The 15195-nt window shown below is 63.3% G+C and carries 15 protein-coding genes; 9 read left to right on the top strand and 6 right to left on the bottom strand.

All coding sequences use genetic code 11. The features are described 5' to 3' along the window. Positions 1–56: 56 nt before the first annotated feature. Genes ACP15S_RS06825 through ACP15S_RS06815 form a run of 3 tightly spaced genes read right to left on the bottom strand, consistent with a single transcriptional unit; the run spans position 57 to position 3678 of the window. Positions 57–1793 (bottom strand): thiamine pyrophosphate-binding protein, encoded by a 1737-nt coding sequence (locus tag ACP15S_RS06825; RefSeq protein ID WP_425038819.1) that lies wholly within the window; start codon positions 1791–1793, stop codon positions 57–59. Continuing rightward, positions 1793–2926 carry an enolase C-terminal domain-like protein gene (locus ACP15S_RS06820; RefSeq protein WP_425038818.1) on the bottom strand — a complete coding sequence of 378 codons (1134 nt, stop codon included), beginning with the start codon at positions 2924–2926 and terminating at the stop codon, positions 1793–1795. Before ACP15S_RS06820 ends, ACP15S_RS06825 begins: the two co-directional genes overlap by 1 nt. A gap of 2 nt (positions 2927–2928) precedes the next feature. Then, the gene (locus ACP15S_RS06815; protein ID WP_425038817.1) at positions 2929–3678 is read right to left on the bottom strand and encodes an aspartate/glutamate racemase family protein; all 750 of its coding nucleotides are present in this window, start codon (positions 3676–3678) and stop codon (positions 2929–2931) included. Between the two features lie 177 nt (positions 3679–3855). Here ACP15S_RS06815 and ACP15S_RS06810 point away from each other — a divergent pair, with 177 nt between their 5' ends. From ACP15S_RS06810 to ACP15S_RS06780, 7 genes are all read left to right on the top strand, one after another. After that, entirely contained in the window at positions 3856–5097 is a 1242-nt protein-coding gene (locus ACP15S_RS06810) for an NAD(P)/FAD-dependent oxidoreductase (RefSeq protein WP_425039667.1), read from the top strand. A 46-nt stretch (positions 5098–5143) separates the two neighbouring features. Next, a complete protein-coding gene (locus ACP15S_RS06805) occupies positions 5144–6121 on the top strand; it encodes a TRAP transporter substrate-binding protein (RefSeq protein WP_425038816.1) in 978 nt (325 codons plus the stop codon). A gap of 89 nt (positions 6122–6210) precedes the next feature. Then, positions 6211–6747, top strand: coding sequence for a TRAP transporter small permease (locus tag ACP15S_RS06800; RefSeq protein WP_425038815.1), 537 nt, complete (start codon positions 6211–6213; stop codon positions 6745–6747). Between the two features lie 5 nt (positions 6748–6752). Continuing rightward, positions 6753–8060 (top strand): TRAP transporter large permease, encoded by a 1308-nt coding sequence (locus tag ACP15S_RS06795; RefSeq protein WP_425038814.1) that lies wholly within the window; start codon positions 6753–6755, stop codon positions 8058–8060. Between the two features lie 16 nt (positions 8061–8076). Beyond that, a complete protein-coding gene (locus ACP15S_RS06790) occupies positions 8077–9006 on the top strand; it encodes a hypothetical protein (RefSeq protein WP_425038813.1) in 930 nt (309 codons plus the stop codon). A gap of 71 nt (positions 9007–9077) precedes the next feature. Next, positions 9078–9719, top strand: coding sequence for a GntR family transcriptional regulator (locus ACP15S_RS06785; RefSeq protein ID WP_425038812.1), 642 nt, complete (start codon positions 9078–9080; stop codon positions 9717–9719). Next, positions 9716–10741 carry an AbrB family transcriptional regulator gene (locus ACP15S_RS06780; protein ID WP_425038811.1) on the top strand — a complete coding sequence of 342 codons (1026 nt, stop codon included), beginning with the start codon at positions 9716–9718 and terminating at the stop codon, positions 10739–10741. Before ACP15S_RS06785 ends, ACP15S_RS06780 begins: the two co-directional genes overlap by 4 nt. Here ACP15S_RS06780 and ACP15S_RS06775 read toward each other — a convergent pair. After that, a complete protein-coding gene (locus ACP15S_RS06775) occupies positions 10738–11832 on the bottom strand; it encodes an isocitrate/isopropylmalate dehydrogenase family protein (protein ID WP_425038810.1) in 1095 nt (364 codons plus the stop codon). The genes ACP15S_RS06780 and ACP15S_RS06775 overlap by 4 nt on opposite strands. A gap of 19 nt (positions 11833–11851) precedes the next feature. After that, positions 11852–12502 (bottom strand): GntR family transcriptional regulator, encoded by a 651-nt coding sequence (locus tag ACP15S_RS06770; RefSeq protein WP_425038809.1) that lies wholly within the window; start codon positions 12500–12502, stop codon positions 11852–11854. 139 nt (positions 12503–12641) lie between these two features. Between ACP15S_RS06770 and ACP15S_RS06765 the strand changes: the two genes are divergently transcribed. Both ACP15S_RS06765 and ACP15S_RS06760 read left to right on the top strand, forming a co-directional pair. After that, the gene (locus tag ACP15S_RS06765) at positions 12642–13385 is read left to right on the top strand and encodes a sulfite exporter TauE/SafE family protein (protein ID WP_425038808.1); all 744 of its coding nucleotides are present in this window, start codon (positions 12642–12644) and stop codon (positions 13383–13385) included. Continuing rightward, positions 13382–14032: a GntR family transcriptional regulator gene (locus ACP15S_RS06760; RefSeq protein WP_425038807.1), complete on the top strand. Its 651-nt coding sequence runs from the start codon at positions 13382–13384 to the stop codon at positions 14030–14032. The genes ACP15S_RS06765 and ACP15S_RS06760 overlap by 4 nt, the downstream gene beginning before the upstream one ends. Here ACP15S_RS06760 and ACP15S_RS06755 read toward each other — a convergent pair. Then, complete coding sequence (locus tag ACP15S_RS06755; RefSeq protein WP_425038806.1) at positions 14029–15042, bottom strand: LacI family DNA-binding transcriptional regulator; 1014 nt, start codon at positions 15040–15042, stop codon at positions 14029–14031. The two genes, ACP15S_RS06760 and ACP15S_RS06755, sit on opposite strands and share 4 nt — an antisense overlap. Positions 15043–15195 lie beyond the last annotated feature (153 nt).

The following is a 15195-nucleotide window of genomic DNA, read 5'->3' as shown; positions in this document are numbered from 1 at the left end:
AGCCCCTCAAAGCGCGGAGCAACACGCCCAGACCACCACCTGCAGGCCCAGGCGCGTCAGTAAAAATGCGGCAGGTTCTTGGCCCGGGCCGCGCGGACCCAGGAGGGCACAAAGGGCACGATGACATCCTGCGTGGGCACGCGCAGCTCGATGAAACTCGCGCCCGGATGGGCAAGTGCCGCTTCCAGCACAGGCGCAATCTCCGCCTCCGTCGTGATGCGTGCGGTCTCAAATCCAAACCCTGCGGCCACCTTGAGATAATCCACGGCGCCAAAGTCCGTGGACCACGGCTCATCGACCTCATCGAGCAAGATCGCCTCGCCCCGGATCCAGCCAAAACTGTCATTGCGATTGAGAATGATCGTGACATTGCGCCCGGAGCGTTTGATCGTCTCCATATCGCCCATCACAAACCCCATGGAGCCATCGCCGGTGAGCGAGATCACCGGCCCTTCCCCCGCATAAGCCGCGCCCAGCCCTGCAGGCAACGCATAGCCAAGCGCGCCCATGGAGTAATTCGTGATGTAGCGCCGCCCCGGTCTTCGAAAGGTCAGAAGCGCAGAGGGGTAAATCGCGCTCACCCCCGGCTCGGAGGTCACAATCGCATCCTCAGGCATCAGCTGATCGAGCACCTGCGAGAGTTTGACCGGGGAAACCGTGCCGTCGGGCATGGGAATATTGGCGTTAAAGACCTTTTGCAGCGCGCTGCGTTTCATCTCGGTCAGATCGCGCCTGGGCCTTTGCAGATCAGGATGCGCCGCTTTGAGCAAGGTGACCATATGCTCAAGGCTCGCCCGCGCATCGCCCACCATGCCAACGGCCACGGGGAAATTATTGCCGATATGGGCCTCGGCAATATCGAGATGCAGGAAGGTTTTGCTCTTGGGATCGCCATAAAGCTTCCAGTGATCCGTGGCGGCGCTGTCCGTGTTTGAGCCGATAAAGAAGATCAGATCGGCATCATGCACATATTGGTTGGAATATTCCATGCCCCCGCGCCCGCCGATCACGCGCAGCGAGAGCGGATGATCCTCCGCTATCGTGCCTTTGCCCGGCGTGGTCGTCCCCACGGGGATTTGCAACAGCTCCGCCAGAGCCAGAACAGCCTCCCCCGCCTGCGAAATCAGCGCGCCTTGCCCGCAGACAATGGCCGGGGCCTCAGCGCCCAGCAGCAGGTCAATCGCCGCGCGCAGCTTGTCATGATCGGCCACAGGCCGGTGCGCGGGATAGCGGCTGTACTCAGGCTCGGCATAAAGATCGTCCATCTCCGCAGCCTCGCCAAAGATATTGATCGGCACCCGGATGTGCACGGGGCCCGGCCGCCCCGACGTGGCCACGCGAAACGCGCGGCGCAGCAGGAAGGGAACATCGCTGACCTTGGAGATCACGAAGCTCTCCTTACAGATCGAGGCATAAAGCGCCGTCTGATCCACGCCGGTCAGCCCGTGGCGCTTGTCATGGTTGATGGGGATATCGGAGGAGAAAAAGATCACCGGGACGGAGCTCAGATAGGCCTCGGTGATGCCCGGCGTGCAATGTGTGACCCCGGGGCTCGGCGCTTCGAGCACGGCAGGTCGGCCAGTGATCTTGGCATAGGCCTCCGCGGCATAAGAGGCGGTGCGTTCATCACGGGTCAGCACAAAGGTAATGTCGGAATGCGCGCGCCATTCCTTGTACCACCCGATGGTCGTCTCACCGGGCAGGCCAAAGACATGCGACACGCCATGCAGCGCCAGCATATGTAAAAGCGCCTGTGCGCCATTGAGGGTACGGGGGGCGGGTATCTCGGGCATCACACCTCCCCTTCACTCATCAAAGCCGTGCGGTAACGCGCGAGAGCGTCGGGATCGGGCGCCGTGCCCAGCCCCGGCGCATCCGGCACATGCACATGGCCCCCGGACACCGGAAAGGCGGTATGCGCAATATCGGCTGCGGCGTAATAACTCGACATGTAGAACTCGCAGCCCAGCGTCAGATCGGGGATCGCCGCCATCAAATGCGCACCCGCCATATGGGCAATGGATGTCTCGAACATGCACCCGCCATAGACCTCGATACCTGCCGCGCGGGCGATGGCCGCAATCTCCATGCAGCGCCGGAGGCCGCCGGATTTGGCAATCTTGAGCGAGAAGATCCGCGCGATGCGGGCCGCCGCGCCCTCTTGCGCCTCGCGCACGTTGAACACGCTCTCATCGGCCATGATCGGCACAGCCACCGCGCGGGTGATCTCGGCCAGGGCGGCGCGTTCGTGCATCTTGACGGGTTGTTCGACGAATTCGGGCCGGAAGGCTTCGAGATCGCGGATCTGGCGGATCGCATCATGGGCAGAAAGCCCCTGATTGTAGTCGATCCGCAACCGGATCTCATCGCCAAACCGGGCGCGCAGCCGCTCCAGTCGCATCAGGTCAAAGGCATGATCGGCAAAGCCTGTCTTGAGTTTGAAGATCCGAACACCGTCGTCCCAAAGGGCCGCGACATCTTCCATATCTGCGTCAAAATCAGGATTGGCGACGGAAAAGCTGAGCGGGATCTGGCTGCGGTGCCGCCCGCCCAAAAGCTCGGCAATGGCCAGACCGGAAATCTGGCCGGTGAGATCAAGCAGCGCTGTCTCAAGCGCGGCCTTGGCCTCGGGATGGCCCACGAGCACCCGGCCCGCCTGTGCCATGATGGGCTCCACCAGACGCGGATCCTGCCCCACGACATGGGGGCGCAGATGCACATGCAGCGCGGCCGCGTTGCCTTCCACTGTTCCGGTAAACACCGGCCAGGGCGAGGCCTCGCCCCAGCCTGTGAGGCCAGACGCCGTGCCCAGCTCGCAGAGCACGGCATTGATCCCGCTCACATCACCGGAGCCATGGGAATGCACTGCCTTGGCCGGGATGGACACGATATGCACGCGCATGCGGGTGATGACATGGTCGCTCATTCTCAAACCTCCCGCCGATCATCAAGAAACGGCTCAAACCGGCGCGGCAGGAGCCCCGCCTGAAACCACAGAAGATAGCTGTAGATCGAGAAGACAGGCCGCCCTGTCGCGCGGCGGATATCTGCGGCATAGGGCACCATATTCGTGCATTCGAGCAGGATCGCACCAACGCCGGGATGCTCCGTCACAAGGCGCTGCGCGGCTTTGATATTGTCGGCCCGGGCCTGCGCGAAATCGATCTCGAGGGCATCGCCCAGCACGTGTTCGGTGAAATGCGCGCCTGCGCCGGTGCCCATGACGGGCGTGTCGGCGGGCAGGCCTGCGGCATCGAGATGGACCCGGGTCAGCGTCTCGGAGGATATCGTCAGAACGCCCACGCGCTGCCCGGGCGGCAGGGTGGCCTCGATGGCGGGCCCTTGCAGCAGCGAGGACGCGGCCACCGGCACGCCAAGGGCTGCCTTCATCTCTGCCTGAAACGGCACGAGGAAGCCGCAATTGGTGGCCACCCCGTCGCAGCCCAGCTCCACCAGCTCGCGTCCCGCCGCAATGAAGGCATCACGCAGAGGCGTCGCATCCCCGCGCACCACATTGTCAGGCGTCGCTTCGCGCACGACCTTGTATTGCACAGGAAAGGGCCAGGTGCTGGCATTGCCGATATCGCCGGGGATACGCGGGAAGCGGGTGTTGAGCATCAAGATACCGACGCTCGCGCCATAGACGGTCTTGCCGCCTCGCAAGACATCCTGCGTCATGATCTGCTCCCGGGTGGCCTGGGCCTGTGGTTCATCTGTGCTGCCCTTCCCGGAGAGTCTTTGTGTCAAACCAGCCTAGCGTCCTGCTTGCTTTGCGCGCAAGGCTGTGCATTCATTTGCGCAAGTCAAGACGGCGCTCGGCTTGCGTCACATCCAAAAGCTGCGGGGGGACCGATCATTCCTGAACATGTGATTATCGCGGGCGCTGGTATTGTTGGCGTTGCGACGGGGATCTGGCTGCGGCGCATGAGCGATGCGCGTGTCACGATCATTGACCGGCTGCCCCCCGGCGAGGGCACATCCCATGGCAATGCGGGCGTTCTGGCGGCCTGTTCCATCGCGCCTGTCACGGCGCCTGGGCTTATCGCCAAAGCGCCCAGGATGGTGATGAACCCCGATTTTCCCCTGTTCATGAAATGGGGCTATTTTCCAAAGCTCCTGCCCTGGCTCCTGAAATATCTCTCGCATGCCAATGACGCTGATACCCGCCGCATCGCTCAGGGGCTGACCCCGATCGTGAGCGACAGCGTGGATCAGCATCTCTCGCTGGTCTCCGAGACGGATGCGGCGGAGTGGGTCGTTCAGAGCGACTATTCCTTTGCCTATGCAGACCGCGCCGCCTTTGAGGCCGATCACTATACGTGGGGTCTGCGGCGGGATGCGGGCTTTGAACCGGTGCTGCGCACGGGCGCCGAGATCCGCGACTATGAGCCCAGCCTTTCGCCCCGGATCGGGCTTTTGGCGAGCATGCAGGATCATGGCTTCGTGCGCGACCCGGGCGGCTATGTCAAAGCGCTGGCGCAGGCCTTTGAGCGTCTGGGCGGCACGCTCCTGCAAGCCGAGATCAAGGATTTCGAGCTCACCGACGGCAAGATCACGTCAGTGCTCACCGATGCGGGGGCCCAGCCCTGTGATCGTGCAATCCTGGCGACGGGCGTCTGGTCCGGGCCCTTGATGAAAAAACTGGGCCTGAAGATCCCGATTGAGACCGAGCGGGGCTATCACATCGTCTTTGAGGATGCCGAGGGCGGCCCCTCCCACCCGGTGATGGTGGCCAGCGGCAAATTCGTGGCCACGCCGATGGCGGCGGGCCTGCGCTGCGCCGGTGTCGTGGAATTCGGCGGGCTGGAGGCAGGCCCCTCCGAGACGGCCCTGGCGCTCTTGCGAAAACAGACGCGCCTGGCCTTTCCCAACCTGCGCCATGGCGCCGAGATCCCGTGGCACGGGCACCGGCCCGCACCGTCCGACAGCTTGCCTCTCATCGGACAGGTCCGCCAGTCAGGCATCTACACCGCCTTTGGACATCACCACATTGGATTGACCGGCGGGCCAAAAACGGGAAGGATCGTCGCAAGCCTCGTGGCTGATCACCCCGTCAACACCGATCTGGGCGCCTATGATCCCATGCGGTTTTCATGACGCAACACAAACAAAAACCAACAAAAACATCATCAGGGAGAATATGATGACCAAGACCACAACAGCTTTTGTCACACTGGCCGCGACGACCGCGATGGCGCTGCCGGCGCTTGCGGCGGAAAAGTGGGATCTGCCCATGGCCTATGCCGGGTCCAACTTCCACTCCGTGACCGGCGCGGAATTTGCCCAGTGCATCACAACCGGCACAGGCGGCGAGATTGAGGTGACAACGCACCCCTCCGGCTCCCTCTTTGCTGGCGGCGATATCAAACGCGCGGTCCAGACCGGTCAGGTCCCGCTGGGCGAGCGCCTGCTTTCGGGCCACCAGAACGAAAGCGCGATTTTCGGCTGGGATTCGGTGCCCTTCCTCGTGTCTTCCTTCGACGAGCACGACAAGCTCTATGCCGCGGCCAAGCCCCATCTCGAAGAGCTTCTGGCCGAGCAGAACATGACCATGCTCTATTCCGTGCCATGGCCGCCGCAGGGGCTCTACTTCAACAAGGAAGTGAATTCCGTGGCCGATATGGAAGGCCTCAAGTTCCGCTCCTACAACAACGCGACAGCGCGGATGGCCGAGCTCACCAAGATGCTGCCCGTCTCCATTGAAGCCGCTGAGATCAGTCAGGCTTTCGCCACAGGCGTGGCCGAGAGCATGGTCTCATCGGGCGCCACGGGCTATGATCGCAAGGTCTGGGAAAGCCTGAGCCATTTCTACTCGGTCGATGCGTGGTTGCCGCGCAACTACATGCTGATCAACAATGATGTCTGGTCCGGTGTCTCCGAGCAGAACAAGAACGTCATCAATGCCTGTGCGCGCATGGCGGAATATGCAGGCACCTGGCGCGCCAAGGAATACACCGGCTTCACGCTGGCCGGTCTGGCCGCGGGCGGCATGACCGTTCAGCCCGCCGGTGATCAGCTGATGAACGATCTGCGCGCCGTGGGCGAAACCATGGCCGCGGAATGGCTCGAAGCTGCAGGCGAGACCGGCAAGGCCATTCTCGACGCCTACAACGGCCAATAAACATCACCTGACATGCTGACAGGGGGCTGCGCGATCTCGTGCGGCCCCCTCCTCGCCCGGAAACGGGCGCCAGAACGGGAGACGGGCCGATGACAGCTGCCCTGCGCGGTCTGCGCCGCATCTTGGATTTCATCTATCAAGCCGCCGGTGTTCTTGCCGCACTCTGCCTGATCGCCATCTTGTTGCTGATCGTGGCGCAGATGATTGCGCGCTGGACCGGTGAGATTTTCCCCGGTGCGGCGAATTACGCAGGCTACGCCATGGCGGCGGCCAGCTTCTTTGCCTTTGCCAATGCGCTCAATCGCGGCGCCCATATCCGGGTCTCGCTGGTGCTCAATGCCCTGCCCAAGGGGGCCAAGCGGATTATGGAGATCTGGTGTTTCGCCATTGCCGCCGGCGTCATGTGGTATTTCACCTATTACGCCTATTGGTTCACCTATTGGTCCTGGAAGTTCAACGAGGTCAGCCAGGCGCAAGACGCCACGCCCCTGTGGATCCCGCAATCCGTCATGGTTATCGGCGGCGGCATTCTGGCCATCGCGCTGACCGATCATCTCATTCACGTGCTCTTTCGCGGCGATCACAGGATCACGCGGGATCTCGTCGATCAAAGCCACGGGGAGTAACGCTCATGGAAGAAATCACCGCCATTGCGCTGTTTCTGGGCGTGCTCTTCTTGCTTCTGGGCACAGGGGTCTGGGTGGGCCTTGCGCTGATGGGCGTGGCCTGGGTCGGGATGGAGCTCTTCACGTCGCGCCCTGTGGGCGACACGATGATCACGACGATCTGGGCCTCCTCTTCCAGCTGGACGCTGACGGCCCTGCCGCTCTTTATCTGGATGGGGGAAATCCTGTTTCGCACGCGGCTCAGCGAAGACATGTTTCGCGGCCTCTCGCCCTGGCTTGCGCGGCTTCCGGGCGGGCTCGTGCATACCAATATCGTGGGCTGCACGGTCTTTGCTGCCGTCTCCGGCTCTTCCGCGGCGACGCTCACAACCGTGGGCAAGATGTCGATCCCCGAGCTGCGCGCGCGGGATTACCCCGAGCGCATCGTCATCGGCACGCTTGCCGGCGCGGCCACGCTGGGCCTGATGATCCCGCCGTCGCTGGCGCTTATCGTCTACGGTGTGACTGTGAACGAGAGCATCACCCAGCTCTTCTTCGCCGGGGTTTTCCCGGGGCTTTGCCTTGCGCTGATGTTCATGGGCTATGTGGCGATCTATTCGAAGCTGTCGCGCAAGTGGAATCCCAAGCAGGAGCACGGCATGTCCTTCTCGGACAAGCTGAAGAACTCGCGCTTCCTGATCCCCGTGCTTTGCCTGATCTTCGTGGTGATCGGCTCGATGTATGGCGGCTACGCCACCGCGACTGAGGCCGCCGCCATTGGGGTCATCGGTGGTCTCGTGCTGGCGGCCAGTCAGGGATCGCTGAACTGGTCGACTTTTACCGAGAGCCTCATGGGGGCCACGCGCACCTCCGCGATGATCGCCTTGATCCTTGCCGGTGCGGCCTTCCTCAAGCTGGCCATGGGTTTCACCGGCCTGCCGCGCGCGCTGGCGGACGGGATTGCGGTGATGGAATTGTCTCGATTTGAGCTCCTGATGATCCTGATGGTCTTCTACATCATCCTCGGCATGTTCCTTGACGGGATTTCATCTGTGGTTCTGACCATGGCCGTGGTCGAGCCGATGGTGCGCGAGGCGGGGATTGATCTGATCTGGTTTGGCATTTTCGTGGTGGTCGTCGTGGAGATGGCGCAGATCACGCCGCCCATCGGGTTCAACCTCTTCGTGCTGCAAGGCATGACCGAACATGAGATGGGCTATATCACCCGCGCGGCCTTCCCGATGTTCATGATCATGGTGCTGATGTGCTTCGTACTGATCTGGTTCCCCGAGATTGCCATGTGGCTGCCGGAAAACATGCGACAGGCCCCCTGACCGGGCGGGCCGCGCCATGATCCGGGCGCTGGCATGGGTTGGGCAACAGGGCCGCTATTGCCTGATCCTGGGCCTCGCCCTGGGCCTTTTGGCCCCGGGCCTGGCGGAAGTGTTGCGCCCTTGGGTCGGCACGCTGGTGGCGCTTTTGCTCTTCGTGACAGGCATGCGCGTGGGCGCGCGCGCCGCCTTTGGTTCGCTGGACAATGTCGGTCCTACGCTCCTGCGCATCGGGTTTTTCCAGACGATGCTGCCGCTGCTGGTCATTGCGCTTCTTCTCGGGCTGGGTCTCATGGGCTGGCCGCTGGCCCTTGCGGTCTCGCTGATGCTGGCGGCCCCGTCGCTCACGGGCGCGCCCAATTTCGCGATCATGATGGGCCGCGATCCCGCCCCCGGCATGCGCCTTCTGGTGCTGGGCACGGCCCTCTTTCCAATCACCGCGTTCCCGGTACTCTGGGTGCTCAATCCGACGGGGGGCGGTGTCTGGGATGCGATGTCGCTCTCGCTGGGCCTTCTGGCGGCGATCCTCGCGGCGGTGGGCTGTGGGTTCGGGATCCGACGGTTGCTGCCCATCTTGGCGGAGCCCCCTGCCCAAAAGGCGCTGGACGGGGCGGCGGCCTTGCTGCTGGCGATTGTCGTCGTGGGGCTGATGAGCGCCATCGGCCCGCTCCTGCGCAGCGATCCGGGCGCCTTGGCGCTCTGGCTGCTGGCGGCGCTGCTGGTCAACCTCCTCCTCGTGATGACAACCTTGGCCATCTCCCGCCGCGCCGGGCTGGGCCAAAGCATTGCCACGGCCATATACGCCGGCAATCGCAATATCGCGCTCTTTTTGATCGTCTTGCCCGATGCCGTGGCCGCCCCCTTGATGATTTTCGTGGGCTGCTACCAGATCCCGATGTATCTGACGCCCATTGTCCTGGCCCGTTTGAGCCGCAACACGGACAGCTAGCGTCCACGCGCTTTGACAAAGCAGTGGCGCGCCCATAGACATATTGTATCCACAAGGATACAAAACATCACATGACACAGCCAGACAAATCCAGCGGCGAGCGCGCCTATGAGGCGCTTCTTGGCGAAATTCGCGCGGGCCAGTTTGCCCCGGGTGATCGCCTGCGTGAAGAAGACGTGGGCGCAAAGCTGGGTCTGTCGCGCACCCCGGTCCGCGAAGCGCTGCGCCGGTTGGAGAACGACGGCATTGTCGAGCATCGCCCGCGCGTCGGTGCCATCATCCGCACGCTAAGCCATACCGAGATTGTAGAGCTTTACGAAATGCGCATCGTTCTGGAACGAACCGCCGCCGCCATGGCCGCCAAACACGGGGCGGATGCGGAGTTTGACGCCATGGAGGCGATGAATGCCGAGATTGAAGCCGCGCGAGACGCGCCGATGCGCGGGGCCAGCATCAATCAATCCTTCCACCATGCCCTGCATTTGGCGGGGCGCAATCGCTTCCTGCTGGAGGCCGCGCGCGCATTGACCAATGCCCTGCTGCTCCTTGGCCCCACGACCTACACCGATCCCGCGCGTCTTGATGCCGTCACGGCGCAGCACCGCGATATCCTCACAGCCCTGCGCGCCCGCGATCCGCAAGCCGCCGCAGAGGCGGCCGAGGCGCATCTGCAATGCTCGCTGCGCTACCGGCTAAAGGCGCTCGCGCTATGAGACCCGTGGCCCATGCTTTCGGGGTGGCGCTTCTCGGCGTGGCTGTCTTCAAACTGCTGGGCCTGCCCCTGCCCTGGTTGCTGGGCCCGATTGCGGCGTGCCTTCTGGCCGCGCTCTTGCGGGTGCCGATGGGGGCCATTCGGCCTCTGAACGAGGGGATGCGGACCATTCTGGGCGTGGCCGTGGGCGCGACACTCACGCCCGCGGTCTTGCTGAGCTTTGGGGCCATGTGGTCAACGCTGATCCTGGTTCCCGTGATGGTGGCGCTGATCGGGCTTATTGGCGTGCCGTATTTCCAGCGTCTGTGCGGCTATGATTTCCCCACCGCGTACTACGCGACCATGCCCGGCGGCTTTCAGGACATGATCGCCTTTGGCGAGGAAGCGGGCGCCAATGTCCGGGCGCTCAGCCTGATCCACGCGACGCGGGTGCTGGTGATTGTCGTGAGCCTGCCGTTCATCCTCAAGGGGATCTGGGGTGCGGATCTGAGCAATCCGCCGGGCCTTCCCGCACGTGACATCGCGCTGCACGAACTGGCGCTCATGGCGGTTTGCGCCATCGTGGGCTGGCGCGTGGCCAAGCGGATCGGCATGTTTGGCGCCTCCATTCTGGGCCCCTTGATCCTGACCGCCGCCGTGACGCTTGCGGATGGGTTGCACAACCGCCCCCCCGCTGAAGCCATATGGGCCGCGCAGTTTTTCATCGGCATGGGGATCGGCTGCAAATATGCAGGGATCACGCTGGCCGAAGTGCGCCGCGATCTGGCGGCGGGGCTGGGGTTTTGCGGCGTGTTGATGGTGCTCACGCTGATCTTTGTGGAAGCGATCTACGGGTTCGGGCTGGCGCCCGGGATGGAGGCGCTTTTGTCCTTCGCGCCGGGCGGTCAGGCAGAGCTCACTGTGCTGGCGCTCATCGTCGGCGCGGATGCGGCTTTTGTCGTGGCCCACCACATCCTGCGCATTTTCGTGGTGATCCTCGGCGCGCCGTTTGCCGCGCGCCTGTGGGATCGCCCGCGCCTTTAGCCCAACCGATCCAAAAGCTCCCGCACCACCGCCCGCGTGCCCATATCGCCACCAAATTCCATGGGGCGCAGCGCGTTTGCCGCGAATCCCGCCTCCACGGCGTCCTCGATCAGCATCGCCGCCTCCCCAAGGTTGGCTCGGCCTGCCTTGTCGGCGAGATAATCCAGCATCAAGGCGCCGGAGAGAATGGCGGCGAGCGGATTGGCCTTGTCCTGCCCCATGATATCCGGCGCTGAGCCATGGGCGGGCTGAAAAAGCCCGGTCTCATCACCAATCTCAGCGCAGGATGCCATGCCCATACCGCCCACAAGCCCGCCCGCCAGATCGGACAGGATATCGCCAAACATGTTTTCCATGACCATCACGTCATACTCCCAGGGCTTGCGCACGAGATCGAGGGCCTGGGCATCGACGTAATTATACCCGGTCTCGACCTGGGGATAGAGCGGCGCAATCTCGTCGAAAATCTTGCGAAAGAAGGCCATGGAGGTGAAGACATTGGCCTTGTCCACGCAGGTCAACCGGCCGGGACGCCCGCGCGCCCTGCGCCGCTCGGCCAGTTTGAAGCCGAAGTGATGCAGCTTTTCCGTCGTGGCGCGCGTGATGCGCAGCGTATCGCGCACTTCCTCATCACCACGCACATCCGCCCGGCCATGCACCGCCGCAGAATAGAAGAGACCCTCCGTGCTCTCTCGCAGGATCACCATATCAATGCCCGCCGCGCGCGGATCCGCGAGACGTTGCGGGGCGTTGGGATAGGCCCGGACCGGGCGCACGCCAGCATAAAGCCCATAACGGTCGCGCAGCCTCAGATGGGGCGAGATCTCGGTCCCGTCGGCATGGCGCACGGCAGGCAGGCCGATGGCGCCCAGAAAGATGGCGTCCATCTCACCGGCGCGGACCTCGCCACCGGCCTCGATGTCGCGCCCGGTCTCGCGAAAGTATCCCGCCCCGGCATCGATGCTCTCATAGCGCAGCGGCGCCGCGCCCACTTTGGCCAAGGCCGCATCGACAATGGCGCAGGTGGCCTCCGAGACATCCACACCGATGCCGTCCCCACGGATCAGGGCAATACGCAAAGACTGGGACATGTTCACTCCTTTGACCAGCTCACAGCTGAGACAGTTGATAGGTTTCAAGACACTTCATGAGTTCGTCTGCCGCCCGCATGCGATGCGCGCGAAAGAGCCGCCGCGTGGCCTCCGCATCGCCCCGGCGCAAGGCGCTCAGGATATCGCGATGCTCGCGGGTGGACCGGTCCGGCAATTGGCGCAAGCGCAGGGTCACGATGCGGGCGCGGTGGGCCTGATCGAGCAGCGTGGCCACGATCCGGGCCAGCCGCCCGTTGCCCTGCGCGTCCAGCAGCGCCAGATGGAAAGCATCATCGGCGCGGGCCCAGCCGTCGAGATCTTCGCGCAAGAGAGCCTCTTCCATCTGCTGCGTCGCACGTTCCAGCGGGGCAAGCTCTGCCTCGGACGGTCCCCGCGCGGCGAGACGTGCGGCAGCGTCCGGCTCAAGCGCCGTCAACACGTCATAGATCTCGCGCATGTCGTCTGGCCGGATCGGTTTGACGCAAACGCCCCGGCGGGGCACCAACGTGATGAGCCCCTCCGCCTCCAGACGGATCAGCGCCTCGCGGACAGGCGTCCGGCTCATCTCCAGTCGCTGCGCAATCTCGGGCTCTGTCGCCTGAAAGCCCGGCGGCAGGACATTGGCACGGATCTCGGCCTTCAAGCGATCATAGGCATCCTGCACGCGCATGGTGGCGGGTCTCCTTTAGGTGAGCGCCATACAGGATACTCCTATTAATGTATACATTAATGTCAGTTTCTACGTTCAGAGCGCATATGACGCAGCACTGGCGCTCGACCTTCCTCCATATTATCGATAATCGATAAACATGCTCGATCTTGGCCTCCTCCCGATTCTCACCCTTGCCGCAGCCATCCTCTTGCTGGGGATTGCCAAAGGCGGCTTTGGCGGTGTTGGCGCGCCTGTCGCCTTGCCGATCATGGCGCTGGTCATCCCTGCTGACCTTGCCCTTGGAGCGCTGCTCCCCATTTTGCTGGCGATGGATTGCGTCAGCGTGACAGCGCACCGGCGTGCGGCGGACAGCAAAGCGGTGCTCTTCGCCCTGCCCGCAGCGGTCATTGGCGTCTTGGCGGGCGCGGCGCTTCTGGCTTCTGTGCCCACCGATATCGTGGGCATTGTGATCGGCTTGTTGGCGATCCTCTTTGCGCTCATGGCGTTGACGGGTTTCGGGCTCAACATCTCCCATTGGCCGCGCTGGACGAGCGGGCTTTTTGGCGGGCTGTCGGGTCTGACGAGCACTCTTGCCCATGCCGGCGGGCCACCGATCCATATCTACTTTCTGTCGCGCGGCTATGCGCCTGCGCAGTTCGTGGCGACGTCTGCGATGTTCATGGCGGGGGTCAATGTCATCAAGATTGTGCCCTTCCTTGTGGTCGGCGCGTTGAACACGCAGGCCCTCACGCTGGCACTCTGGCTGGCACCGCTGGCGTTGGCAGCGGCTTACCTGGGCGTCTGGATTGCGCGGATCCTGCCGAAACCCGCGTTCAAGTTGGCAGTCAATGGCCTCTTGATTGTAACCGGTGTAAAGCTGATCATGGACGGGCTTCTGTGAGCGCGGAGGCACATACGCAGTTGACCGAAGGCCATAAGGTCTCTGATGTCCCCACCCTGCCCGAGCGCATCAAGGCGCAGATCGTGGGGCAAATCCTCTCGGGCACACTTGCGCCGGGCGACCGCTTGGTCGAGCTCAGGATTGCCAAGGACATGGGGACAAGTCAGGCGCCCGTGCGTGAGGCCATCCGGGATCTGGAGGCTTTGGGGCTGGTCGAGACGCGGCGCAACCGCGGGGCCGTCATCCGACGGATCACGCCCGAGGAGCTGATCGATCTTTATGCGGTGCGCGCGCAGCTGGAGGGCTTTGCCGCAGAGCTCACCGCAACCCATGCGCCACAGACCGCCTCTGCCCTGGCGCGATTGTGCGATGAGATGGAAGCCGCGCGGGGCAATCCGCAGGCGTTTGTGTCGCTCAACACCCGGTTTCACCGCACGATCATCGAGGCCAGCGGCAATGCGCCCCTGCTCAAGATCTGGGAGCGGCTGGATATCCAGATCACCACCGCCGTAAACCGCGCCGCGCGAACCGAGGGGTTGGAGGCGGCCCTGGCCGATCATCGCGCCATTACAGCAGCGATTGCCCAAGGCGATGCGCGCGCGGCGCGCCGTGCCATCCAGGCCCATGTCAACAGGGTCGTTCTCTAGCCACAGCGCCGGCAGGTCTCGCGCACGATCAGTTCGGGGGCAAACCGCACGCTTTGGCGTTGCTCCAGCGGCGCTTGCAGCGCTTGAGAGATCATCGCAGCCGCCCGGGCGCCGATCTGGCGCGCCGGGATGCGGACCGTCGTCAGCGCGGGCTCAAAGGACCGCGAGCCGCGAAAATCACCAATGCCCGTCACACTCATGTCCTGCGGAACGGCCAGCCCGGCCTTGCGCAGCCCATGCAGCGCGCCCCAGGCCAGAACATCATTGCCGCAAATCAAGGCCGTCGGCAGTGCGCGGCCCTCCAAAAGCTGCGCCACCGCGTCTTTGGCCGCCTCGACGCTGTAGCGCGTTTCCAACCGGAAGGGCGCGTGAATCACGATCCCCTGCTCGGCCAAAGCCGCCTCGACACCCTGCAACCGCTGGCTCGCGCGGTCATTGTCCGCGACGGGCGGGAACAGCACGGCCACGTCCCGGTGCCCCAACGCCGCGATATGCGCCCCGATAACCCGCCCCGTCTCCGCATTATCCGCACCAACGCATGGAAACGGCGCGCGGGCCCCATGGTTCCACAGCAGAAGCGTGGGGATGTTCTGGCGTTGCAGAAGGTCCGTCGTCTCTTCGGCATGGGCCGTCCCGATCAGGGCCATGGCATCCACGCGATGCTCCAGCATCTTGCGGGTCAGCGCATATTCGCGTTGCAGATCATAGCCATGGGAGGCCAGCAGAATTGTGAAACCCTGTTCTTCCAGCGCATCGGAGACGCTTTGGATGAGCTCGGCAAAGATCGTGTGGTCAATCGTGGGCACGATGACGCCCACTGTGCCGGAGCGAATGCCGTGGATCGTTTGGGCTGCGCGGTTGCGGATATAACCCAGTTTGCGCACGGCACGGTCGATCTTCTTGCGGGTGCTTGGCTTGACAAGCTCGGGGTGATTGAAACTGCGCGAGACGGTTGAGGCAGAGACCTTTGCCGCACGTGCCACTGCAATGATATCCGCTTTTTTACTCATGATTCCAGCGCCTTAAATCACATATTCAAGAAATTTATGAAAACATTTGCAAAACTATTTTCATCCCTTACCGTCAAAGATCAAGTCCAAAAGGGCATGTCCTTGCGCGGCGCGAGCGTGGGACGAAAACAGGGAGAGCGCCTTGGAATTTCT

It is taken from the genome of Primorskyibacter sp. S187A, from assembly GCF_049800955.1.
In the GTDB taxonomy this organism is placed as follows: domain Bacteria; phylum Pseudomonadota; class Alphaproteobacteria; order Rhodobacterales; family Rhodobacteraceae; genus JAKVBH01.
The sequence above is the reverse complement of the archived record's forward strand: the minus strand, read 5'-3'. Positions and strand labels throughout refer to the sequence as shown.